Below are 23784 nucleotides of genomic sequence, written 5' to 3'. Positions count from 1 at the left end.
AGAGCGCTCCCAAAGCGAGTGCGGATGATGCGGTACGGACAGGGATAAGAACCCGCCGGTCAGTTCTTGACGGCGCCGGCCGTGATGCCGCCCACGACGTGTTTGCCGAGTACGGCGAAGACCAGGAGCAGCGGCAGCGTGGAGAGGAGCGCGCCGGTCAGCACGACGGCCTGGTTGACGGTGTGGTTCCCCGCGCCGAGACCGGCCAGGGCGACCTGCAGGGTGGGGTTCCCGTCGGGGGTCAGCGCGATGAAGGGCCAGAAGAAGTCGTTCCAGGCCTGGACGAAGACGAGCATCCCCAGGACCGCCATGGCGGGCCGGGCCACCGGGAACACCACGTGCCAGATGATGCGCAGGCTGTGCGCGCCGTCCATCCGGGCGGCCTCCACCAGCTCCACGGGCAGGGCCTCGATGAGGTACTGCCGCATGAAGAACACGCCGAAGGCCGCGACGAGCGAGGGCAGGACGACCGACTGGAGCTGGTCGACCCAGCCCAGGTCGGTGATGATCTGGTAGAGCGGGATCACGCTGAGCTGCGGCGGGATCGTCATGGTCGCCACCACGAGCGCCAGCATCGCGCCCCGGCCCTTGAAGGGCAGCTTGGCGAAGGCGAAGCCGGCCAGGGTGGAGAACAGGACCGTGGACAGGGCCACGAGCCCGGCCACGATCGTCGTGTTGACCAGCGCCTCGCCCATGTCGACCTGGTTCCAGGCGAAGGTGAGGTTGTCGAACAGCCGGGGGCCGGGCAGGAGCGGGGCCGGCGCCGCGACCACGCGCTCGCCCGAGTGCGACGCGGCGACGAGGTTCCAGTACAGCGGGAAGAGGGAGATCAGGGCGGCCAGTCCCAGCAGGACGTAGGTCAGCGGTCCCGCGTGGTGCTGGCGGCCCGCCGACTGGCGAAAACGCCTGCCTCGCGGAGCCGGGGACGTGGTGGCCGCGGTTGTCGTTGCGGTCTTCGCGGTCTTCGCGGTCTTCGCGGTCGTATCGAGTGTGCGGGCCATGAGCTCAGCTCCCCGGCTTCTTGCGCTTGCGGTTCGAGCGGGTGATCAGCATCTGGAGACCGCCGATGAGGAGGAGGAGCAGCAGCATCACCCAGGCGATGGCGGAGGCCTGGCCCAGCGCGCCCGTCACCCATCCCTTCTCGTACATCAGCAGGCTCAGCGTCTGGAACTGGTTGCCGCTCCCGCCACTGATGCCGACGCTGCCTCCGAAGAGCATCGGCTCGCCGAACAGCTGGGTCGCGCCGATGGTGGACACGACGATCGTGAAGAGGATCGTCGGCCGGATGGAGGGGATGGTCACGCTGATGAACTGGCGCCAGCGCGAGGCCCCGTCCAGCGCCGCGGCCTCGTACAGGTCCTGCGGCACGGCCTGCATGGCCGCCAGGTAGATGAGCGCGTTGTAGCCCGTCCACCGCCACGTCACGATCGACGAAATGGCGATCTGGGCCGGCCACTTGGAGGACTCCCAAGCGACCGGTTCGAAGCCCGCCCAGCCCAGCGCCGTGTTGATCAGGCCGTAGTCCGTGTTGAACAGCTGGGCGAAGACGAGCGTCGCCGCCGCGATCGAGGTGGCGTACGGGGCGAGGACCGCGACCCGGAAGAACGCCCGGCCGCGGAGCTTGTAGTTGAGCAGATGTGCCAGCCCGAGGGCCATCAGCAACTGGGGAACCGTCGAGATCGCGCCGATGGTGAAGGTGTTGGCGAGCGCGTTCCAGAAGAACTCGCTGGTCGCCAGGGACGTGTAGTTCTCCAGCCCCTTCCACCGTGCGCTGCCGCCGAGCTCGACCCGGTGGAGCGAGAGCCAGCCCGTGTAGATCAGGGGGAAGAGGCCGAAGGCCGCGAAGGTGAGGAAGAAGGGGGCGACGAAGACGTAGGGGACCGCTTTGATGTCCAGGCGGTACAGGGTGCTGCGCCGGCCGGCACGGCGAGAGGACCGCTGCTCGCCGGAGCGTGAGCCGGAGCTGGAGCCGGAGTCCGGGGGTTGTGCGGCCGGCGGCGGGGGGCCGTCGCCCGCCGCCCGTACGGAGGTGGCCACGGGGGCGTCCTTCCAGGTGGATGCGTGCGGTGGTGCGGACGGTGACGGCCCGCCGCCCGCGAGAGGCGGCGGGCCGTCACACTGCCCCCGCTACTGGTCGATCTTGTCGTCGACCAGCTTCTTGACGTTCTCCCAGGCCTTCGCCGGGTCGGTGCCGCGCTGCTCGATGTCGAGGATGCCGTTGTCGGTGAGGAAGGTCTTCACCTGGCCGTCCCAGCGGCTGATCGGGGCGGGCGCGATGCCGGCCGCGGCCTCCGAGTAGATCTTGCCGACGGGGGTGTCACCGAAGTAGGGCAGCTTGGCGCCCTGGACCGTCGGGGAGCTGAGCGTGTCCTTGGAGGACGGGATGTTGCCGTTCACGCCGAAGACCTTGGTGTGCTGCGCCGGAGCGGTGAGCCAGGCAGCCAGCTCGGCCGCCTCCTTGGCGTGCTTGCCCGACTTCGGTACCGCGAGGAAGGAGCCGCCCCAGTTCCCGGCGACGGGGGGCGCGGCGATGTCCCACTTCCCCTGGTTCTCCGGACCCGCCTGCTCCTTGATGATGCCGGTCATCCAGCTCGGGCAGGCCACGGTGGCGAACTTCGAGTTCTTGAAGGCCGAGTTCCAGGTGCCCTTCTCGTCGAACTGGCGCAGTTTCGCCGTCAGGTCGCCGCTCGCCGCCGCCACGGCGGTGTCCCACGCCTTCTTCACGCCGGGGCTGTTCTCGTAGTCCAGCTCGCCCTTGGTGTCGGCGTACTGCACCGGCTCGCTGGAGATCACGGCGTTGAACAGGCCGCTCGCGGAGTCGTGGAACGAGGTCCCGGCCGGAGCGCTCTTCTTGTACTCCTCGCCGGTCTGGATGAACTTCGCCCAGTCGCCGGCCCAGAGCTTGGCGACCTCGGTGCGGTCGGTCGGCAGTTTGGCCGCGGCGAAGAGGTCCTTGTTGTAGCAGATGGCCATCGGGCCGATGTCCGTGCCGAGACCGATGACCTTGCCGTCGGCCGTGGTGGCCTGCTTGACCTTCCAGTCGAGGAACGCGCCGAGGTCCGCGCCGCCGGTCTTGCCGAGGTCGGCCCACTTGTCCGCCATGGCGGACCCGGTCGCCTCCGCGATGTAGCCCACCTCGAGGGCCTGGATGTCGGCGAGGCCGCTGTCGCGGGAGAGGCGCAGCTTGAGCGTGTCCCAGTACTTCTGGCCGTCGGCGACGTTCGATTCCTCGATCTTGATGTTGGGGTGGGCCTTCTCGTACTCGGCGTAGAGCTTGGCCCCGGTCGCGTCGTCGTAGCCGAAGGAACCGAAGGTGCCTATCCGCAGCGTGATCTTCTCGCTGCCGGCTGCACCGCTGTCGCCACCGCCGTCGGCGTCGCTGCCGCAGCCGGTGAGCAAGGCCGTACCGGTCGCTACGACGGCGACCGCGGCGATCGCGGTGCGGCGTCCGCGTCTGCTGCTGGAAGTGCCCATTCCACTCTCCTCGTCCAAGGTGGTGCTCTTTGTGCGCCAGGCGGTCCCGGCGGGCTGTTCGCGGCTCGGCGAGGGCCTGCCCGGACCTGATGTGAGGGTCGTTCTCGCCTACTGGAGTGGGAGCGCTCCCACGTCGTTGCCGGAAGGTTGCTGCTTGACGGGGTCGGGTGTCAAGAGATGAACGCGAATTCATTACGCGAAGGTGTTCGCCGGGTCTCGTGCGTGTATCTCGGGGAACGTCCCGTCGGGTTGTGAACGCGGTCATGGCACCCGCGCGAGATCACAGGTAGTGTGGGAGCGCTCCCACACTTCCGACCGGCGTAACGTGTTCCGCGCGGGCGGGGGAGCGGGATCCACTGTCTTGCCTGATCAGCCGCGACCGTCCGGTGCCTACCGGCACGGAGCGCGAAGTCGTACGAGGGGAGTTCGAGGGTCGTGAGCGGACGGCAGAACGGCAGGCCCACGCTGGAAGAGGTCGCGGCCCTGGCCGGCGTCGGCCGGGGCACGGTCTCCCGGGTGATCAACGGCTCGCCACGGGTCAGCGAGCAGGCCAAGGACGCCGTCGCCCGCGCCGTCGCCGAGCTCGGGTACGTTCCCAATCAGGCGGCCAGAGCGCTGGCCGGCAACCGTACCGACGCGGTCGCCCTCGTCATCCCGGAGACCGAGGCGAGACTGTTCTCGGAGCCGTACTTCCTCGACCTGATCCGCGGAGTGAGCGCCGAACTCGCGGAAGCGGACAAGCAGTTGCTGCTCACCCTGGTCCGGACCGAGGCGGAGCGGCAACGGTTCGAGAACTACCTGGCCGCCCAGCGGGTCGACGGCGTGCTGCTGGCGTCCGTCCACGGCGACGATCCGCTGCCCGACCGGATAGCGAAGCTCGGGCTGCCGGTCGTCATGAACGGCCGGCGCTCCGAGGGCGAACCCGTCGACTACGTCGACTCCGACAACATCGGCGCGGGCCGGGCGGCCGTGGCCCACCTCGTGGCACGGGGCAGGAGCAGGATCGCGACCATCAGCGGTCCGCTCGACATGTACGTGGCCCGCGCGCGCCTGGGCGGGTACCGCGCGGGTCTCGCCGAAGCGGGGATCGCGCCGGACGAGTCGCTCGTGGCGACCGCGGACTTCACCGAGGAGGGCGGCCGGCTGGCGATGCGCGAGCTGCTCGGACGCGCCCCCGGCCTGGACGCGGTCTTCGCCGCCTCCGACGTGATGGCGGCGGGCGCGCGCGGTGTGCTGCGCGAGGCCGGGCGCCGGGTCCCCGAGGACGTGGCCCTCGTCGGGGTCGACGACTCGACGGTGGCCCGTCTGATGGACCCGCCCCTCACGAGCGTGCGCCAGCCGATCGAGGAGATGGGCAGGACGATGACCCGGCTGCTGCTCCAGAAGATCGCGGAGGTGTCCGGCGGCGCGGCGGCGGAAGCGGGGGCGGACGAGGACCCGCGCCGGGTCCTTCCCACCGAACTGATCGTGCGGGACTCCTCCTGAGGGGGTGGCCCGGTCCCTGTCGTCGCAGGGGTGCCGGGCCCCCCGGGACGACAGGAGCCGGCCGTACGGGTCCGCCCGGGCCCCGTACGGCTCCTTCCCGCGACCCGTCAGTTCATCGTCGAGCCGATCGCCGTCGAACCGGTCGTCAGGAACGCCGACGCCGGGAGCGAACCGTCGGACTTCCCGGCGCCGTACGCGCTGGTGGCGTCCTTGCCGTGTCCACCCCGGCCCGTCCGCCGCGTTCACCGCGGCCTGGACGGAGGTGTGGTCCCCCAGGCCGCCCGGGTGGACGTACAGCGTGCGGTCGGTGAGGCGGGCGGCGGCCGAGGACGGTTCGGGGGTGGTGCGAGGGCACGGGGGAGCTCCTTCGCTGCGGAAAGGGGGAGGGGGCGGGGGCGGAAGGTCAGCACAGCCGGCCCGCGCCCGCGCGGTGGCCGACGAGGGCGGGCACGGCCCGCGGCACGTCGACCCGCGTGCGCAGGGACGGCGTCCAACCCGCGTCGGGGCGCAGGATCTCCCCGGGGATCTGTGCGTTGTGGACCGCGAGGAGGTCGACCGGCGCTCCGTTGACGAGGTTGCCCTTCGTGGTGACCGGGGCGTCCTTCCACTTCTTGAGGATCTTTCCGGCCTGGACGCCCTCGGCGAGCGTGAAGGCGTTCTTCTCCGCGACGAGCTGCGACTCGATTCCGATGCCGAGGCTGTAGGCGTAGGCCGAACCGGGCACCACGAAATGGTTGTTGTAGGCGTCGACCTTGCCGAAGCGGACCCGCGGCGCCCTCTCGACGACGTTCTGGAAGAGGTTGTGGTGAAGGGTGACGCGCAGCTTGCCGCGGTCGGTGGCGCCCGCGCTGTCGCTGTTGCCGATCATCAAGGTCTTGTCGTGGTCGGCGAAGACGTTCCAGGAGACGGTGACCAGGTCGGCGCCGCGCACGACGTCCAGCTCGCCGTCGTGTTGCTGGTAGGGCTCACCGTAGTACGAGGGCAGGGAACTGTCCGGGTGGGCTCCGTCGGTGAACGTGTCGTGGTCGATCCACACGTGGGTGGAGCCGTACACGACCACGCTGTCGTACTCGGAGTTCCACGCCCCCGTCGCCCCGTCGGTCGGGTCCCACTGCGGGAAGCAGTCGAGGGGGCTCTCCAGGGTCAGATTGCGGACGACGACGTTGTCGACGCCCTGGATCTGAAGGCTGCCGCCGGTGATGCCGGCGTTCCTGCCGACCCCGATGATCGTCGTGTTGGCGGGAACGTACGCCTTGATGGCCTTGCCCTGTGCCGTGGCGGAGGCGGCGCGCAGATCCTCCTGTTCCCCGCTGACCGCGGTGTCGTGTCCCCAGACCGCGGGGTCGTAGGCGGCGAGGTACGCATCGAAGTCGTAGCCGGGGGCCTCGAAGGCCGCGCAGCCGGCGGCCGTGGCGTTCAGCGTTCCCACGACCTTGACGATCCGCGGCTCGGTGCCCGGGGCGGCGAGTGCCGTGCGCAACTCCTCCCAGGTGGTGACGGTGAAGACGCGGGAGGCACCGGCCGCGGCGCCGCCGCTGGTCCCCGTACCGTCGGACGCCCAGCCGTCACCGGCCGGGAGGACCTGACGGGCGGGGTCGGGCGCGCCCGGCCCGGCGTACGCGGCGGACGCGGGAGCGGTGACGCCGAGGACGAGGGCGGTGGCGCCCACCGCCCATGTCCGTGTGTGTCGCATGCTCAGCTCTCCTCGGAATCGGGCCAGGTGATCCATTGCGGGGGGACTTCCTCGTCGACGCGGCGGGTGTCGCCCGGTGCGAGGGCGCGGGTGCGCAGGAGTCCGGAGGCGACCAGCCGGGCCACGGCGATCGCGCCCGGCGGGTTGAAGTGGGTGTTGTCCTGCTCGGTGGCCGTCCAGTTGAAGTACGTCTTCGTGGTCTGCGGGCCGAGCCGCTGCCAGAGCGCCAAGGACTGCTCCTCGATGTCGAGGAGCCCGACGCCCTCCTCCCGGGCCACCTGACGCATCGCGGCCGGGTACTCCCCGTGGGTGCGAAGGGCGGTGCCGGCGGCGTCGAACCTGCGGCGCTCGACGGAGGTGGCGAGCACCGGCAGGGCCCCGCGCTCGCGCGCCCCGTCGACGTACCGGCAGAGGTTGTCCTGGTAGGAGGTCCAGGGTTCCGTGTAGCGCGCGGGGTCGGTGGCCTTCTGGTCGTTGTGGCCGAACTGGACCAGCAGGACGTCCCCGGGCCGGATCAGTTCCAGGACGGCGGTCAGCCGGCCCTCGTCGATGAAGCTCTTGGTGCTGCGGCCGTTGACCGCGTGGTTGGCGACCGTCACGTCCTTGTGCAGGAAGAAGGGCAGCGCCATGCCCCACCCGGTCTCCGGGGCGGCGCCGGCGTACTTCTGCGCGGCCGTGGAGTCGCCGGCGATGTAGAGGGTGCGCGGTCGCCGGCCGCCGGGCGGGACGGCCGCGGCGGGGGACGAGGCCAGGGCGAGCGCGAGCCCCGTCCCGGCTGTGACCGCCCGGCGGCGGGTGAGGGTCACTTCTTCTGCGTCTTCCACTCGGCCTGCGCCGCGTTCAGCTGCTCGGCGAGGCTGTCGAGGAACTCCTTCGACGTGGACTTGCCGAGCAGGACCTTCTGGAAGGCGGGCTCGTTGTCGGCCTTGGAGATGGTGTTCCAGTCGGGCAGGTAGTACGGCAGCTGCACGATCGTGGCCTTGCCGCTGAAGAGGGCTTCGGCGGCGAGCTTGGTCGGCTCGGCCTTCTGGATCCAGGGGTCCTGGGCCGCCTCGGTGTTGGCCGGGATCGCGCCCGCAGACTCGTTCCACTTGCTGTTGGAGGCGTGCGAGGCGGCGAACTCGATGAACTTCCAGGCCGCCGCCTTGTTCTTGCCCGACGAGAACAGGGCGAGACCGTCGACCGGGTTGGAGACCTGTACCCGGACGCCGTCGTCGGTGGTCGGGTTCGGGATGCCCCGGAACTTCTCCGTGCCGAGCGCCTTCACATGGTCCTTGTAGGAGCCCAGGTTGTGGCTCAGCATGCCGATCTCGCCGCTGTCCCACTGGGCGACCATCTTGGTGAAGTCGTTGTTGACGTCGGCCGCCGGGGTGTTGTTCTTGAACAGGCCCACGTACTTCTCCAACGCGGCCACGTTCTTCGGGTCGTTGACGGTGGTCTTGTCGCCGTTCCAGAAGCTGGTGACCCCGCTCTGGCCGTACATGGCGTCCAGGGCCTGGGCGATGGAGCCCGCGCCGCCGCGGATCGTGTAGCCGAACTTGTTCGCGTCCTTCTGGGTCAGCTTGTCGGCCGCCGCGTAGAAGGCGGACCAGGTGTCCGGGGGCTGCAGGCCGGCCGCCTGGAACAGATCGGTGCGGTAGTAGAGGACGCCGTTGCTGGCGGAGGTGGGAACGGTGAAGAGCTTGCCCTGGCCCCCCGCCGACTTCACGCTCTCGACCATCCCCGCGTTGAGCTTGCCCTTGAGCGCGCCGGCGTCGACGCGGGCGTCCAGCGGCTCCAACGTGTCCTGCACGGCGATCCCGGCGAGCATCGCCGCTCCGACGCCGCCGACGTCCGGCAGGCCGCCGCCCTGGATGGCCGTGTCGTACTTGGACTGCACCTCGGTCGAGGCGATCCCGACGTACTTCACCTTGATCTCGGGGTTCTGCTTCTCGAAGTCGGCGATGATCGCCTTCCACACCTCGGTGCGGACACCGCCGTTGTTGTCCCAGAAGGTGATCTCTCCCTTGCCGGAACCCTCGCCGCCCTTGTCGCCCGCCGCGCCGCTGCCGCCGTCCCCGCAAGCGGTGGCGGTCAGGGCGAGCACGGTGGTCAGGGCCAGGGCACAGGCGGCTCTGCGCTGTCCTTCACGGAATCCGGTCATCGTCGGCTCTCTCTTCTCAAGGTCGTCCGGGGACGTCGGGTGATGGGGGGAGTGGGTTCAGGGGTGATGCGGAACGCGGTGAAAACGGCCGTCCCGCCGGGGCCCGCGCCCGGCGGTACGGAGGCGAACAGACCGAGCAGCGCGCCGACCCACTTCCAGGGGGTGGCGGCGAAGACCTCGCCGGAGGGCGTGAAGCCCCCGCCCGTGTCGAACGAGAACCGGCAGCGCGCGTCCGCCGTGAGCTCGATCCGCAGCCGCGCCCGGCCCAGGGGCGCCGGCCGGGCCCAGGCCGCCTCCCGCTCGGGCTCGACCCGGGCCGGAGCGAACCGGTGCACCAGCCGGACCGCGCCGTCCGTGCAGCCGGCGCCGTCCGCGTCGCCCGGGCCGTCCCCGCACCCGGTGACGCGTTCCAGCCCGATCCAGGCGTACGCCTCGCCGAACACCACGAGCCCCGCCCGGGCGCCGGGCGCCCCGCCGTCGAGCCGCAGGTCGACCTCGACGGTGCAGGCACGGGCCGGCATCCGCTGGGTGAGCAGGTGCGGCAGCGCCCGCAGGTCCTCGAACCGCTCCGTGCGGACGCAGTTCAGCCGGAGCCCGTCGCCGGCGTGCCGGGTGGTCCAGCCGGGTTCGGGGTTGGCGGTCCACTGCCACTGGGCGGCGAACCGCCCCCCGGGGAAGGCGTCGTCACCGGCCGACGGCGACGGCTGCTGCCGCGGCAGAGCGGGCTTGGCGTGTACGCGGACGGGGGCGCCCGCCCTGCCGATCACCGGCCACCCGTCCGCGTCCCAGCGCATCGGCTGCAGGTGGACGAGCCGCCCGTGCGCGCCGCGCTGCTGGAAGTGCAGGAACCAGTCCTCGCCGTTCTGGGTACGGACCCAGCCGCCCTGGTGCGGGCCGTTGACGTCCGTGTCCCCCTGCTGCAGGACGACCCGTTCCTCGTACGGGCCGAAGAAGGAACGCGACCGGAAGGCGCCCTGCCAGCCGGTGGAGACGCCACCGGCCGGGGCGAGGATCCAGAACCACCCGTCGTGCCGGTAGAGCTTGGGGCCCTCCAGGGTGAACCAGCCGGGTATCCGGTCGGCGTCGACGATCACCGTTCCCTCGTCGAGGAGCTTCTCGCCGTCCCGGCTCATCCGGTGGCCGGTAAGCCGGTTGTTCACCCCCGAACGGGACTTCGCCCAGGCGTGCACGAGGTACGACTCGCCCGTCTCCTCGTCCCACAGGGGGCAGGGGTCGATGAGGCCCGAGCCCGCCTTCAGCAGGTGCGGTTCGCTCCACGGGCCCTGAGCGGAAGGCGAGTTGACCTGCCAGATACCGAAGTCGGGATCACCCCAGAAGAGCCAGAACCGGCCGTCGTGATGGCGCAGGGACGGTGCCCACACGCCCCCGTCGTGCCGGGGCGAGGCGTACGAGGCCTCCGGGCGCAGCCGGTCCAGGGCGTGCCCGGTGATCGTCCAGTTGACGAGGTCGCGGGAGTGCAGCAGGGGGAGCGCCGGCGCACGGCCGAAGCTGGACGCGGTGAGGTAGTAGTCCTCGCCGACCCTCAGCACGTCGGGATCGGACCAGTCCGCGGCCAGGACGGGATTGCGGTACGTCCCGTCGCCCAGGTCCCCGGTGCGCGGCGCGCGCGGCACGGCGCGGCTCATGCCCCGACCGCCTCGCGCACCAGCGCGGCGGCCTCGGCCCGCCCCAGACGTCCGTCGGCCACCACGGTGACCACCCGTCGCACGACGCTCGCTCCGGCCGCTAGGGCCAGCCGCCGGTCAGGGGCGAGGGAGGAGCCCACGCCCGGGTACTCGGCGGCGCGCAGGAACCACGGATCACGCCGGGTCTCCCCGCCGGCGCCGGCGAAGACGAGGGTCCATCCCCGGCCCGCGAGCGCGACCCAGTCGGCACGGGAGCCGTGGACGGCCTCCTCCCCGTCCGCGTCCGCACTGAAGACGACCGGCGCCGCCGCCTCCTTGGGGGCGCGCCAGAAGAAGCCGCCGTAGGCCGCGCCCGGTCGCCCGTTGGTGGCAGGGCTGCCGATGGACAGGGGACGGCCCGACGCCTCGGTGAGCGAGAAGGTGAAGTCCAGGGCCCAGGCCGAGCCGCTCAGTGCCGCGGTCGCCACCGTCCGGCGTTCGCGCAGGAGCACCCGGTCTCCGGCCGTCCAGCTCAGCTCCTCCACGAACCCGTCCGGGGCCATTCGTGTGAAGCCGTCGTGCCGCTGCACGCCGTGGTTGTCGAGAGCGGTCGGCCCCCGGTCGCGTACGAAGGTGCGCCCGCCCCAGAAGTTGTGGCCCGCCACATCGGGGACGGCCACGCCCACGCCGAGGTGGTGCGGGTGGTCCAGGGGCATCCGCTCGGTGACACGGACCCCTTCCAGGGTGGTCACGGGATGCAGGCAGGGCCGGGGGGACCGGTCGCGCGCCATGTCCGCGCCGGCCGTGTAGCGGGCCACCGGGCGGCCGGCGCAGTGCAGGACGAGGTCGGCGTTCACCGGGTCCTCGCCCCGGCCGGCAGCGTCCAGGGGGCGCCGAGTTCGGAGTAGAGGCTGAGCGTGTGGGCACTCGTGTCGACGAGCGCGTCGATCCCGTGGACGATCCGGCGCGGCGTGCCGCGGCCCGGCTCGGTGTGCCAGTAGGCGTCCGGCAGGGCCAGGGGGTCGGGGGCCAGCCGGATCGCCTCGACGACCCGCATGAACGCGCCGGTCTCCTCGGGCGGTACGCACAGGGCCTCGCCGTCGGTCACGTGGCCGACGAGGTTCTCCAGGAGATCGGTCCGGCCGTGGACGGCCTCCTCCGGTCCGTGCCCGGCCCGCTGGAGCAGCACCCGGTCCTGCCGGTACCAGAAGGTGATGCGCCCCCGGCTGCCGTGGACCACGACGTACGGTTCGCAGGCCCGCTCGGCGCACAGGGTCGCCGCGACGGTGATCCGGCTGCCCGCCGTCGTCACGATCCGCACGCAGGAGGTGTCGTCGGACTCGATGGCGTTGGCGCGCACGAGCTCGGCCTCGATGGACTCGACGTCCTCGGCCCGCGTGCTGCCGGCGAGGGCCAGCGCGGTGGCGACGGCGTGGGCCAGCGGGTTGGTCAGGGCCCCGTCGACGACGTCGGTGCCGTCCAGGCGCCGGTGGCCGGCCCAGGGGGCGCGCCGGAAGTAAGCCTCGTCCCGGACCCAGGCGCCGGCCGCGCCGACGCCGAGGAGTTCACCGATCTCTCCCTCCTCGATGAGCCGCCTGATGGCGGGAACGGCGTGCGAGCCGAGCGACTGGAAGCCGATCTGGCAGGCCACGCCGGCCGCCGCCGCGGCGTCCGCCATCCGGCGGAACTCCGCGTACGACGGTGCCGGGGGCTTTTCCAGGAGGAGGTGCGCCCCGTGCCGGGCGGCGGTCAGGGCCAGATCGGTGTGGGTCTGGATCGGCGTGCAGAGAACGGCGATCCGGGCTCCGGTGGAGGCCATCAGCGCGTCGAGGTCCGAGGACTGCTCCGGGGCGGCGAACCCGTCCAGCTCATCGGCGTCGAGCGGGCGAAGCTCGCAGACACCGGCGAGGCGGACCAGTCCGAGGCGTTCGAGGCGGCGGATGTTGAGCAGGTGCGAACGGCCGTGGCCGCGTGCGCCCGCCAGGACCACGGGCAGTGGGGTGCGGCCGGTGCCGTGGGCGTCGCTCATCCCTTCACCGCCCCCGCGCTGAAGCCGGTGACCAGCCATTTCTGGATGAAGGCGAACACGATCACGACGGGCAGCGCCGCGATCACGCCGCCCGCGGCGAGCGCGCCCAAGTCGACGCTGTCCGCGCCCATGAGGGTGTTGAGGCCGACCGGGATGGTCTGCTTTTCCTGGCTGCTGAGGAACATCAGCGCGAAGAGGAAGTGGTTCCAGGCGTGGACGAAGGCGAAGGAGCCCACGGCGACCAGGCCGGGCCGCAGGAGCGGCAGGACGACGATGCGGAAGGCACCGAAGCGGTTGCAGCCGTCCACCCAGGCGGCCTCCTCGAGGGAGTACGGCACGTTCTTGATGAAGCCGCTGATGAGGATCATGGACAAGGGGAGCTGGAAGACCGTCTCCGCGATGATGACGCTGCCGAGGGAGTTGATCATCCGAAGACTGGCGAAGGTCTGGAACAGCGGTACGAGCAGCAGCGCGCCGGGGACGAACTGGGAGCACAGCAGGGCCAGCATGAAGCCCTTCTTGATCCGGAAGTCGAAGCGGGCCAGCGCGTAACCGCCCGTGAGGGCGATCAGCGTGGTCATCACCAGGGTGGCGAGACCGATGAGCAGACTGTTCTGGAAGAACACGGCGAAGCTTCGCTCGGTCCACACCTTGACGAAGTGCTCGGTGGTCACGGGCCAGGGCACCAGCGATGTGGAGCCGGCCGGTCGGACGGCGAAGAGCAGGATCCAGTAGAAGGGGACCAGGGTGAAGAGAAGATAGATGCCGAGCGGCAGGTAGATCTGCCACCGGGGGACCTCGTCCCAGGCACGCCGCCGGTTCATTTGCTCTCGCCTCCGAACTTGCTCAGGCGCAGGTAGACCATCGAGCAGAAGAGAAGGATCACGAACGCCACCGTCGTGAGCGCGGAGGCGTATCCGAAGTTGTGTGCGTCGACACTCGTGTTGGCGATGTAGAGGGGCAACGTGGTCGTCTCGCCCGCGGGGCCGCCGCCGGTGAGGGTGTAGAGGAGGTCCACGTTGTTGAACTCCCACACGGCCCGCAGCAGGGTGGACAGGATGATCGCGTCCCTGAGGTGCGGCAGCGTGATGTGGAGGAACTGCCGCAGCCGACCGGCTCCGTCCACCTCCGCGGCCTCGTACAGGTCCTTCGGCACGGACTGGAGGTCGGCGAGGATGAGGATCGCGAAGAAGGGGACGCCGCGCCACAGATCGGCGACGACCACCGCGGAGAAGACCGTGGAGGTGTCGGACAGCCAGGACGTGCCGTATTCACCGACGCCCATGTCCGCTAGGTAACGGGTCATGCCCGTCTGGGAGTTGTAGATCAGCACCCAGATGGCCGAGGTCAGCACCCCCGAGACCGCCCACGGGGAGAACACCAGGGCCCGGCCCAGGGCGCGGCCCGCGAACGTCTGGTTGACGATCAGCGCGAGGGCCAGGCCGAACAGGAGCTGCAGGCTCACCTCGACGGCGACCCACTTCGCACTGAAGGTCAGGGTCCCCCAGAAGTGCGGGTCGTCGGTGAAGATGCGCGCGAAGTTGCCGAAGCCGGCGAAGCCGTTCCGCCAGGGCTTGGTGGGGTTGTAGTCCTGGAAGCTGTAGTAGAAGACGCTGAGCACGGGATAGGCGATGAAGCCCAGCATCAGCAGCCCGGCCGGGGCGATCAGCAGGTACGGCAGTCGGCGGGGGGCGGCTCCCGTGCGGCGGCGGTGCACCTGGGGTGCCCGGGAGGCCCGGGGGGCCTGCGGGGCCTGAGGGGGTCGGGTCACAGCTGAGGCCATGACGGTGGCTCCGTTCTTGGTGTGCGGAGTGTTCTCGGACGGGCGGATTCGCCGGTCGCGCGGGCGGTCAGCCCGCGTAGGGGTCGGCGGTCGCCCCCGGCCGGGCCAGGAACTCGAAGTCGCATCCCGTGTCGGCCTGGGTGACGTGCTCGTTGTAGAGCGCCCCGTAGCCGCGTTCGTAGCGGACCGGCGGCGGGGTCCACGCCTCCCGCCGGCGCGCCAACTCGTCCTCGGAAACGTGCAGATGAAGCGTGCGCGCCTCGACGTCGAGGGTGATCGTGTCGCCCGTGCGGACGAGGGCGAGCGGGCCGCCGACGTGCGATTCGGGTGCGACGTGGAGCACGCAGGTGCCGTAACTCGTGCCGCTCATCCGGGCGTCGGAGATGCGGACCATGTCCCTCACGCCCTGCTCCAGCAGCTGCTTGGGTATCGGCAGCATCCCGTACTCCGGCATCCCCGGGCCGCCCTTCGGCCCGGCGCCCCGCAGCACGAGCACGTGGTCCGCGGTGATGCCGAGGTCCGGGTCGTCGATGGTCCGCTGCATGGTGCGGTAGTCGTCGAAGACCACCGCCGGACCCGTGTGCTTCAGGAGGTGCGGCTCGGCGGCGATGTGCTTGATGACCGCGCCGTCCGGGCAGAGGTTCCCGCGCAGCACCGCGACCCCGCCTTCGGGCGCGACCGCCCGTTCGCGGTCCCGGATCACCTCGTCGTTGTGCACGCGGGCACCGTCGAGCTGCTCCCGCAACGTGTCGTGGGAGACGGTCGGCCGGTCGAGGTGCAGCACGTCGGTGAGCCGGGAGAGGAATGCGGGCATGCCGCCGGCGAAGTGGAAGTCCTCCATGAGGAACCGCCCGCCGGGGCGGAGGTCGGCCAGCACCGGCACGGTCCGCGCGATGCGGTCGAAGTCGTCGAGAGTGAGTTCCACCCCCGATCGGCCGGCCATGGCGATCAGGTGGATGACCGCGTTCGTCGATCCGCCGAGCGCCAGCACGGCGGCCACCGCGTCCTCGTACGCCTCCCGGCTCAGGATGTCGGACAAGCGCCGGTCCTGCCGTACGAGCTCCACGATCCGCATCCCGGAGGCGGCCGCCATCCGGTCGTGGCCCGAGTCGACCGCCGGGATCGAGGAGGCGCCCGGCACGGTCACGCCGAGCGTCTCGGCGGCGGCGGTGAGCGTGGAGGCCGTGCCCATCGTCATGCAGTGGCCCGGCGAGCGGGCCAGCCCGCTCTCCAGCTCGGCCATTTCGCAGTCCCCGATCAGGCCCGCCCGCTTGTCGTCCCAGTACTTCCACATGTCCGTGCCGGAACCGAGGGTCTCGCCCCGCCAGTGGCCCGGGAGCATCGGCCCCGCCGGCACGAAGACGGTGGGCAGGTCCACCGAGGCCGCGCCCATCAGCAGCGCCGGGGTCGACTTGTCGCACCCGCCGAGGAGGACCGCGCCGTCGACCGGGTAGGAGCGCAGCAGCTCCTCCGTCTCCATCGAGAGGAGGTTGCGGTAGAGCATCGGCGTCGGCTTCTGGAAGGTCTCCGAGAGGGTGGAGACCGGGAATTCGAGCGGGAAGCCACCGGCTTGCCACACGCCCCGCTTCACGGCCTGCGCGCGGTCCCGCAGGTGGACGTGACAGGGATTGATGTCGGACCAGGTGTTGAGGATCGCTATGACCGGCTTGCCCAGGTGCTCTTCGGGGAGGTATCCGAGCTGGCGCGTGCGGGCGCGGTGGCTGAACGAGCGCAGCCCGTCCGTGCCGTACCACTGGTGGCTGCGCAGCTGGTCGGGTCGCAGGCTCATGCCTGCCACCCGGCGGCTATCGCGGCGACCTCGGCCCGTGCGGACACGGGCAGCTCACGGCTGGGCGGGCGGATGTCGCGCCGGCACAGACCGAGCGAGGCGAGGGCCTCCTTGACGACGGTGACGTTGTCGGCGCTGCCGTTGGCGGCCCGCAGCTCCTCGAAGCGGCGGATCAGCTCCCACACCTTCATGGCGGCCGGGTAGTCGCCGGCTCGCAGAGCGGACAGCATCTCCAGGGAGAGCGGGGGGCAGACGCTGACGAGGCCGGACGTGAAGCCCGTCGCGCCTCCCGCGAAGTAGGAGGGGGCGTACGGTTCGGCGAGACCCGCCACCCAGACGAAGCGGTCGAGCCCCGCGTCGCGGGCGAAGCCGGCGAACCGGGCCGCGTCCGGGACGGCGTACTTCACGCCGACCACGTTCGGGCAGTCGTCCCCCAGCTCCGCGACCCGCACTCCGCTCAGCTGCGGGTTGCGGATGTAGGGGACGATGCCGAGTTCGGGCACGGCGTCGGCGATGGCCCGGTGGTAGTCGACCCAGCCGTCCTCGGAGACGTAGGGGTGCACGGGTTGATGCACCATCAGCATCCGTGCCCCGCAGGCTCGGGCATGCCGGGCGGCCGCGATCGCGGTGGGCACGTCGTGGCCCACACCGACCAGGACCGTCGCGCGGTCACCTGCCTCCTCGATCGTCAACTCTGTTACCAGCCGCCGCTCTTCGGGCGTGAGGGCGTAGAACTCGCCGGTGTTGCCGTTCGGCGTGAGCGTGCGCACACCCCCGGCGATCAAGCGGCGGAGCAGGGCGCGGTGTGCCTCGGTGTCCAGATCGCCCGCCGCCGTGAAGGGCGTGACGGGGATGGCCACGACATCGGCGAGCGCGGTCTTCAGGGTCTCGAACGTCATGGTCACTCGCCGTCCTGGGGGAAGGCGCGCCGGACGAAGGAGGCGATGTGGTCGTGGAGGGCCCGGCCGGCCAGGTCCGCGTCGCCGGCGGTGGCGAGGCGCAGGATCTCCTCGTGTTCGGCGGCCTCGCGCTCCCAGGAGGGGACGGCGGCCCAGGCGACGGTGGAGACGAGTGCGGCCTGGTCGCGGACCTCGTCGAGCATCCGGCCGAGCAGGGGGTTGCCGCAGGGCAAGTAGAGGGCCCGGTGGAACTCCCTGTTGGCGAGGGAGCGTTCGGCGGGGTCCTCGGCTCCGGCCGCCCGCCGCAGAGCCTCGCGCGCCGCGTCGAGCGGGGCGCCCGCGGCCACCGTGCGGCGGACCGCCTCGGGCTCCAGGAGCAGTCGTACGTCGTAGACCTCGCGGGCCATGTCGGCGTCCACCATGCGCACGGTGACGCCCTTGTACTGGCTCACCACCACGAGCCCGCTGCCGGCCAGGGTCTTGAGGGCCTCGCGCACCGGGGTCTTGGACACCCCGAAGTGGGCGGCGAGTTCGGTTTCGACGAGGGCCTGACCGGGGCTCAGGACTCCGGTGAGGATGTCGTGCTTGATCGCCTCCAGAACGAACTGGGTGCGGGACGGGATGGGGCTGGGGGCGAAGGCCATGACGCACTCTCAGATCTCGTGTATCGCGTCTCATATATGATGTACGAAGTGCAATGACGAGAAGCTAAGCGTCGGTTGGTGTTTCGTCAATGCTTCGCGCACGGGTCGTAGAAAGCGCTTACTGTCCGGGGGCGTCAGTGCGGCCAGCGCGGCGGGTCGGTGCAGAACCGTCCGCCCAGGTACAGGTCGTCCGGGTCGCCCTCGGCCGGCATTCCCTGTTCGGCGATGAGCCGCCGTGCGAACCGCTCCGAATCGTCCAGCGGTTCGTACCCGATGCTCCGGGCCGAGGAGAGGTCCCACCACAGGCGGGTGTTGGCGGAGGAGCCGTACACGACGGTGTGCCCGACGTTCTCGGCGGTGAGCGCCGCGTGCAGGAGCCGCGCGCAGTCGGCGGGGCTCAGCCACAGCGACAGCATCCGGACCGACGTCGGCTCGGGGAAGCAGGAGCCGACCCGCACCGATACGGTCTCCACCTGGTGGCGGTCCCAGTAGAGCTGTGCCAGGTCCTCGCCGAAGCACTTGGACAAGCCGTAGAAGCTGTCGGGCCGGCGCGGGGTGTCGACGGGGACCAGCGGGTCGTCCCCGCGCGGTCGCGGGGTGAAGCCGACGGCGTGGTTGCTGGAGGCGAACACGACCCGGCGCACGCCCTCTTCGCGGGCGGCCTCGTAGAGGTGGTGCAGCCCGGTGACGTTCGCGGCCAGGACCTTCTCGAAGGTGGACTCCAGGGATATCCCGGCGAGATGGACGACGGCGTCGACGCCCCGCACGGCCTCCCGCAGGGCCTGGCGGTCGCCGAGATCGGCGACGATCGCTTCCGGTGCGCCGTCGACCGGCACCAGGTCGAGCAGCCGCAGCTCGTATCCGTAGCCGGGCAACAGCTCCCGCATGAGGGTGCCGACACCCCCGGCGGCGCCGGTGAGCAGGACGGTGCGGAGCTTCGTGTGCGAGTTTTCCATGCGGAGAACCTAGTCACATACGTGAACGAGCGGGAGGGCGTTTCGAAAGCCCGTCTACGGGAAGGCGGCTGCTTGACGACGTCGAGGACCGGTGCCTACTGTTCGCAACGCTCATGATCCCGGGCTGAGTTCACAGGTCTGAACGCTCCCGAACACAGCACAGGCGGTGAGGTTCCGATGGTGACGGCGACCGGATACGCGTACCCCTGGGACTTCGCCGGTGATCCGGCAGCCGCAGACCGGGCGCGCGAGGCCGGCGTGGAGACCGTGGCCGTCGCGGCGAACTACCACCGCACCCGCGCCGCGACCCCGCTCCACCCGCTCCACCGACTGGTGGACGCCGAACACGCCGCCTGCTACCTCCCGGTCCGCCCCGCCGCCTGGCAGGGCATGAGACTGGTGCCGCGCCTTCCCGACTGGACCGGCCCCGACTCCTTCGCCGTGGCCAGGAAGGCTCTCGTCGCGGCGGGACTTCGGGTCGCCGCGTGGACCGTCCTCACCCACAACAGCGTGCTCGGGCACGAGCACCCGGACCTCGTGCGGCGCAACGCCTTCGACGAGCCGTACAAGTACGCCCTGTGCCCGCGGGCGCCCCAGGTCGCCGACTACTGCGCGACCCTCGTGCGCGAGATGGCGGTGCTCAGCGAGGCCGACGGCCTGATCCTGGAGGCCGCCGGCCCGCTGGGAGTGGACCACGGCGGTCACCACGACAAGACCGAGTTCGCACAGTGGACCCCCGCCCAGCGGGAGCTGCTCTCGCTGTGCTTCTGCGCCTCCTGCCGACGCGACCAGCGGGCGGGTGGCCTCGACCCCGAACACGTCGCGGCCCGGGTCCGCGCGGCCCTGGGGCCGGCGCGCCCGCCGACGGACCCCGAGGACGCCCTCGGGGAGCAGACGGCCGCCGTACTGCGCGCGTGCGCGGGCGCGTCCGCTTCCGCTCTGCACACCCGGCTGGTCACCGCCGCGCGCACCGCGGTTCCCGGTATCCGCGTCACCGTGCACGGCTCCGCGTCCCCCTGGGCCACCGGGGCCTTCGCGCCGCTCGGTCCCACGGTCACCGAGGGCATCGACGCGGTGGTCGCCAACTGCTGGGCCACCGGGCCCGGCGGGGGTCCGGTGGCCGACCTGCGGCGACTGGCGCCACCGGGCACGGCCATCGGCGGCTACTTCCGCCCCGAGACCCTGCCCGCGGACGCGGAGGGCCTCCGTGCGCTGGCCGCCCGCCACGTGGCCGCGGGCCTCGGCGAGGCGCACCTCTACCACCTGGGCCTGGTCCCGCGCGCGGGCCTCGACCGCTTGCGGGACCTCGTCGCGGCCCTGCGGAGCAGCACGTGAGCCGTACGGAACCCGCAGGCTCCGTACGGCTCACGCTCTCAGGACCGGTGCGCTACAGCGCCGGGTGAGCGTTCTTCATGAGCTCCTGGAACTGGGCCGAGAACCACTTGCCGGCGAGCGGCGCGTTCGGGAGGGACCCCGACATGCTGTTGCCGTTGCGCGCGTTCCCGGTGTAGGTCGGGTCGCACATCCGGTCGAAGCCCTTGCCCTCGTCGTTCGGGACCTCCTGGCTCGCCCCGTCCGACTCGCCCGGAGGCTTGACCCACACGTACGCGTCGATGCCCGCGGCCGGCGCCGCCTGCGGCCTCGCACCGAGACCGGCCCCCGACTGGTTGCACCAGTTGCCGAGGTGGATGCGCCGGTCGAAGCGGCCGCCGTTGACGAACGTGTCGACGCTGGTCAGGGCGCCCGGTCCGGTCGGCCGTGCCGTACCGCCCCAGCCGTTGCGGGAGGTGTCGATCAGCATGCCGAGGTTCGTGTCGAAGCCCAGGGACACCAGCTTGGTCCGCATGGCCTGGGCGTACGACAGCTCGTCCGTGTACCGGTTCCAGTCCACCCACTTCGACTGGCGGACGGAGGTGCCGTTGACGGAGTCCTCGATCTTGAAGTGGTCTTCCTTCAGGGCGCTGTAGTTGGCCGTGTTCACGATGAAGCCGTGGACGTTGGAGAGCGTGGAGCCCTCGGCCGTGGCCGCCAGCTTGAACATGTCGGCGGAAGCGCCGAAGTTGTCGTCCCAGCCGAGCCAGCCGTGGTGACCGGCGTCCACGTAGTTGTAGACGTTGGCTATCGAGCCCAGCTTGTTCAGCGCGTAGCCGACGCCCTTGATGTAGTTTCCGTTGGTCTTCATCACATCGCAGTTGGCGGTGGCCGTCGGCCGGCCCGAGACGTTGGTGACGAGGTTCGGCAGCGAGTCGATCTCGACCGTGGTCACGATCCGCAACCCCGCGTACTTGGAGTCGGCGAGGATAGCGGCGATCGGGTCGATGTACTGGGTCTTGTACTTGTCGATCTCGGTGGGGCCCAGCTCGCCGTTGGAGGCGAGCGCGGCGCAGTCCCGTCCCGGCAGGTTGTAGATCACCAGTTGCACGACGAGCTCACCGCTGCCCTTCTGGGCCAGGGCGGCGTCGAGGTGGGCGCGCAGGCCCATCCCGCCGTTCGCGCCCTGGATGGCGGCGGTGCGGTCCAGCCAGACAGCGGTGGGCTGGTTGGACACCTTGCTGCCGCCCGGCTCCGCGGCGGCCTTGGCCGACCACTCGGGGTTCACGTACACCTTGGCGCCGGCGTAGGGGTTGTCGGCCTTGGTGCCGGCCGGCGGAGGGGTCGTGGGCGGCGTGGTCGGCGGCGTCGTCGGGGGAGTGGTGGGCGGCTGGGTCGGGTCGGTGGCGCCGTTGCAGGTCACGCCGTTGAGCTTGAAGGTCGCGGGGACGGCGTTCGTGCCGGTGTGCGAGCCGTTGAACCCGAAGGACGTCGAACCGCCCGTGGCCAGGGACCCGTTGTAGGACATGCTCTTCGCGGTCACCGCGGCCCCGGACTGGGTGATGGTGGCGTTCCATCCCTGGGTGACCTGCTGGCCGTTCGCGTAGGACCACTCCAGGGTCCAGGAGGCGACCGGGTCGCCGGTGTTGGTGACGGTCACGTTGCTGCCGAAGCCGTTGTTCCACTGGTTCGTGACCTGGTAGTCGACCTTGCAGCCGGCGGTGGCGGCACCGGCGGAGGTGCCGAACACGGTGGCGGTGGCGCCGGCGGCCGTGACGAGGCTGAGGGCGGCCAGCAGGGCGGTGCGGCTGGTGGTGCGACTGGTGGTGCGGAGGGTCGTGCGGCTCATTTCGTGGGGGCCTTTCAGTTCAGGGCGCGCAGGTGGTCGCGCAGCCCGATGCCGAATGAGGTGGGTGTGCCGTCGTACGAGGTGATCAGGGCCGGTCCCGAGGAGCAGTTCCAGGTGTTCCAGGTCCAGCCGAGATAGGAGAGGGCGCGGGCGTCGGACCACGCCATGACGCGGTCGATGAACGCGTGTCCGCAGGTGTTCTCGCCGATCTCGCCCGCCACCAGGGGGACGCGGGCGGCGACGGGTGCCAGCGTGCTGTCCCAACACGCTTCGTTGGAGCAGGTGTTGAAGTTGTAGACGTGCCAGGCCGCGGCCAGATTGCCCGTCGGGTCGGTGGGGGAGTGGTTGAGCCACTGACTCAGGTCGTTGGAGTAGGCGATACCGGGGACCAGTACGACATTGCGGGCGCCGGTCGCACGGACGGCGTCGAGCAGGTCCTGCATGCCGGCGACCTCGTAACCGATGCCGGGGCAGGTGCCGCCGTCGCGCCAACAGGCCCATGCCTGCGCACTGGTGGAGGTCGCCCGGTCCGGATACGGCTCGTTGAAGAGGTCGAAGACGACCCGACGGTCGTTCTTGAAGGTGTTGGCCACCGAGGTCCAGAACGCCGGCGTGTACTGGGCGTTCGGCATCGGCTTCTGGCACGAGGCGTGGACGTCGGCGCAGCCCGAGGAATTGCCGGTGTACTGGCCGTACGTCCAGTGCAGTTCGACGACCGGCGTCATGCCGTGCGCCAGGACCCGGTCGACCAGGCCCTTGATCGCCTCGATGTAACTCGCGCCCCGGTACTCGGGCTTGATGTTGTCGAGGCCGAGCCAGCACTCCTCGTTGAGCGGGATGCGGACGGTGTTGGCCTCCCAGTCGGCGATGGCGCGTACCGAGGCGTCGTCGACGGGGCCGTCGAAGATGCCGTGTCCTTGGACGCACATGTACTCGGCGCCGGAGCGGTTGACGCCGAGGAGGCGGCGGGTGGCACCGTTCGGGTCGGTGAGGCGGTTGCCGGTGACACCCAGTTCGGGCGCCCCGGAGACGGGGTCGGGGGGGTCGGTAGGGCCGGTGGGTGTGGGTGTCGGGCCCGTCGGCGAGGGCGTGGGGCCGGTGGGCGTGGGTGTCGGGGTCGTGGGTGACGGATCCGGTCCGGGGCCGCCGCCGCTCTCGCAGGCGACTCCGTTGAGCGTGAACGAGCCGGGCGCCGTGTTGGCGGCCGACCAGGAGGCGATGAAGCCGGCCGTCACGCTCGCGCCGGTGCCCAGGGCGGCGTTCCAGCTCTCGTTCGCGGCCGTGACGGCCGGCCCGGTCTGGGACCACTTGGCGCCCCAGCCCTGACTGACGGTCTGACCTGCGGGGAAGCCGAAGCCGAGGCTCCAGCCGTTCAGTGCGGAGGTGTTGTTGGTGACGGTGACCGAACCCTGGAACCCGCCGGCCCACTGGCCGACGACCGAGTACTTCACCGTGCACGAGGGTGCGGCCGCGGCTCCTGAGGCCGTACCCAAGAGGGCGAAGGCAGAGCTCGCCATCACCAGCGCTGCCCCTGTGAGCAGCGCGGACGTGCGTGGGGGATGTCGCATGAGCGAGTCCTTGCAGCGAGGGCGCGCTGTTGACGGCGCGCCGACTGACGGAATCGCTCCCACTGGTTGGTGCCAGACCGTAGCGGCAACTGACGCCAAGCAAAAGAGGAGTTCACCAAATTCCTCGCAGCGTGCCTTCGACTCTTCACGCGTCTTGACGCCGTCGTGTCACGTCTGCACAGTGGGAGCGCTCCCACTGGTTCAGAGCTTGTGCTCACGCTCTCCGCAAGCCCGCATCCCGCCGAATAGAGAGGAGATATCTCCGCATGACGAACCACCCACCACCCGGCCGCGGTCGACGTCTCGCCGATCCGTGACGCCCGGGACGTCAGAGGCCGGTCCGGCCACGGAGCGTGGCGCCGCGACGCCGATCCCCGTGACCGTCCGCTGCCGGGGGGCATCCGGACGGGTCGCCGCCACCAGCGACGACTCGGGACGGCCTAGTGCTGTGACCTGGAAGGTCCACCGGGTCGCGGCGCCCGGCACGGCACCTCGCCGCGTTGTCGGGCCACGGCGGTACGTCCAGTACGAGCCGT

19 protein-coding genes are annotated in these 23784 nt (G+C 70.9%); 2 read left to right on the top strand and 17 right to left on the bottom strand.

Going from position 1 to position 23784, the window contains the following annotated elements; translation table 11 throughout:
- Window positions 1–59: 59 nt before the first annotated feature.
- The 3 genes from ACFWBY_RS03950 to ACFWBY_RS03940 all read right to left on the bottom strand — a co-directional run bounded on the left by ACFWBY_RS03950 (window position 60) and on the right by ACFWBY_RS03940 (window position 3474).
- Window positions 60–1001, bottom strand: coding sequence for a carbohydrate ABC transporter permease (locus tag ACFWBY_RS03950; RefSeq protein WP_385342234.1), 942 nt, complete (start codon window positions 999–1001; stop codon window positions 60–62).
- A gap of 4 nt (window positions 1002–1005) precedes the next feature.
- Complete coding sequence (locus tag ACFWBY_RS03945; protein WP_385342235.1) at window positions 1006–2037, bottom strand: carbohydrate ABC transporter permease; 1032 nt, start codon at window positions 2035–2037, stop codon at window positions 1006–1008.
- 90 nt (window positions 2038–2127) lie between these two features.
- A complete protein-coding gene (locus ACFWBY_RS03940) occupies window positions 2128–3474 on the bottom strand; it encodes an ABC transporter substrate-binding protein (protein WP_385342237.1) in 1347 nt (448 codons plus the stop codon).
- Between the two features lie 435 nt (window positions 3475–3909).
- On the opposite strand from ACFWBY_RS03940, the gene ACFWBY_RS03935 reads away from it, so the two are divergent.
- Complete coding sequence (locus tag ACFWBY_RS03935) at window positions 3910–4959, top strand: LacI family DNA-binding transcriptional regulator (RefSeq protein ID WP_385342239.1); 1050 nt, start codon at window positions 3910–3912, stop codon at window positions 4957–4959.
- Between the two features lie 403 nt (window positions 4960–5362).
- On the opposite strand, the gene ACFWBY_RS03930 is transcribed toward ACFWBY_RS03935, so the two are convergent.
- From ACFWBY_RS03930 to ACFWBY_RS03875, 12 genes are all read right to left on the bottom strand, one after another.
- Window positions 5363–6652, bottom strand: coding sequence for a polysaccharide lyase family 1 protein (locus ACFWBY_RS03930; protein WP_385342240.1), 1290 nt, complete (start codon window positions 6650–6652; stop codon window positions 5363–5365).
- 2 nt (window positions 6653–6654) lie between these two features.
- A complete protein-coding gene (locus ACFWBY_RS03925) occupies window positions 6655–7458 on the bottom strand; it encodes a rhamnogalacturonan acetylesterase (RefSeq protein WP_385342241.1) in 804 nt (267 codons plus the stop codon).
- A complete protein-coding gene (locus ACFWBY_RS03920) occupies window positions 7455–8795 on the bottom strand; it encodes an ABC transporter substrate-binding protein (protein ID WP_385342243.1) in 1341 nt (446 codons plus the stop codon). The genes ACFWBY_RS03925 and ACFWBY_RS03920 overlap by 4 nt, the downstream gene beginning before the upstream one ends.
- On the bottom strand, window positions 8792–10441 hold the full coding sequence (locus tag ACFWBY_RS03915) for a family 43 glycosylhydrolase (protein WP_385342245.1): 1650 nt from the start codon (window positions 10439–10441) through the stop codon (window positions 8792–8794). Before ACFWBY_RS03915 ends, ACFWBY_RS03920 begins: the two co-directional genes overlap by 4 nt.
- The gene (locus tag ACFWBY_RS03910) at window positions 10438–11277 is read right to left on the bottom strand and encodes a PmoA family protein (protein ID WP_385342246.1); all 840 of its coding nucleotides are present in this window, start codon (window positions 11275–11277) and stop codon (window positions 10438–10440) included. The genes ACFWBY_RS03915 and ACFWBY_RS03910 overlap by 4 nt, the downstream gene beginning before the upstream one ends.
- Window positions 11274–12449 (bottom strand): Gfo/Idh/MocA family protein, encoded by a 1176-nt coding sequence (locus ACFWBY_RS03905; protein WP_385342248.1) that lies wholly within the window; start codon window positions 12447–12449, stop codon window positions 11274–11276. The genes ACFWBY_RS03910 and ACFWBY_RS03905 overlap by 4 nt, the downstream gene beginning before the upstream one ends.
- The gene (locus ACFWBY_RS03900; protein WP_385342249.1) at window positions 12446–13273 is read right to left on the bottom strand and encodes a carbohydrate ABC transporter permease; all 828 of its coding nucleotides are present in this window, start codon (window positions 13271–13273) and stop codon (window positions 12446–12448) included. Before ACFWBY_RS03900 ends, ACFWBY_RS03905 begins: the two co-directional genes overlap by 4 nt.
- Entirely contained in the window at window positions 13270–14232 is a 963-nt protein-coding gene (locus ACFWBY_RS03895) for a carbohydrate ABC transporter permease (protein WP_385342250.1), read from the bottom strand. The genes ACFWBY_RS03900 and ACFWBY_RS03895 overlap by 4 nt, the downstream gene beginning before the upstream one ends.
- 67 nt (window positions 14233–14299) lie before the next feature.
- Complete coding sequence (gene araD / locus ACFWBY_RS03890) at window positions 14300–16021, bottom strand: L-arabinonate dehydratase (protein WP_385342252.1); 1722 nt, start codon at window positions 16019–16021, stop codon at window positions 14300–14302.
- Window positions 16018–16920 (bottom strand): dihydrodipicolinate synthase family protein, encoded by a 903-nt coding sequence (locus tag ACFWBY_RS03885; RefSeq protein ID WP_385342253.1) that lies wholly within the window; start codon window positions 16918–16920, stop codon window positions 16018–16020. The genes araD and ACFWBY_RS03885 overlap by 4 nt, the downstream gene beginning before the upstream one ends.
- A gap of 2 nt (window positions 16921–16922) precedes the next feature.
- Window positions 16923–17564: a GntR family transcriptional regulator gene (locus ACFWBY_RS03880; protein WP_385342255.1), complete on the bottom strand. Its 642-nt coding sequence runs from the start codon at window positions 17562–17564 to the stop codon at window positions 16923–16925.
- Between the two features lie 134 nt (window positions 17565–17698).
- Complete coding sequence (locus tag ACFWBY_RS03875; RefSeq protein ID WP_385342257.1) at window positions 17699–18520, bottom strand: NAD-dependent epimerase/dehydratase family protein; 822 nt, start codon at window positions 18518–18520, stop codon at window positions 17699–17701.
- A 177-nt stretch (window positions 18521–18697) separates the two neighbouring features.
- Between ACFWBY_RS03875 and ACFWBY_RS03870 the strand changes: the two genes are divergently transcribed.
- Window positions 18698–19855, top strand: a complete 1158-nt coding sequence (locus tag ACFWBY_RS03870) for a hypothetical protein (protein ID WP_385342259.1) — start codon at window positions 18698–18700, stop codon at window positions 19853–19855.
- Window positions 19856–19907: 52 nt separating this feature from the next.
- Here the strand turns inward: ACFWBY_RS03870 and ACFWBY_RS03865 are convergent, their stop codons facing one another.
- The gene (locus ACFWBY_RS03865) at window positions 19908–21680 is read right to left on the bottom strand and encodes a glycoside hydrolase family 6 protein (RefSeq protein ID WP_385342260.1); all 1773 of its coding nucleotides are present in this window, start codon (window positions 21678–21680) and stop codon (window positions 19908–19910) included.
- A 14-nt stretch (window positions 21681–21694) separates the two neighbouring features.
- A complete protein-coding gene (locus tag ACFWBY_RS03860) occupies window positions 21695–23248 on the bottom strand; it encodes a cellulase family glycosylhydrolase (protein ID WP_385342261.1) in 1554 nt (517 codons plus the stop codon).
- Window positions 23249–23784 lie beyond the last annotated feature (536 nt).

The organism is Streptomyces sp. NPDC060049 (assembly GCF_042736715.1).
Lineage (GTDB): Bacteria > Actinomycetota > Actinomycetes > Streptomycetales > Streptomycetaceae > Streptomyces.
Note: the sequence above shows the minus strand (reverse complement) of the source record. Positions and strands in the feature narration are given on the sequence as shown.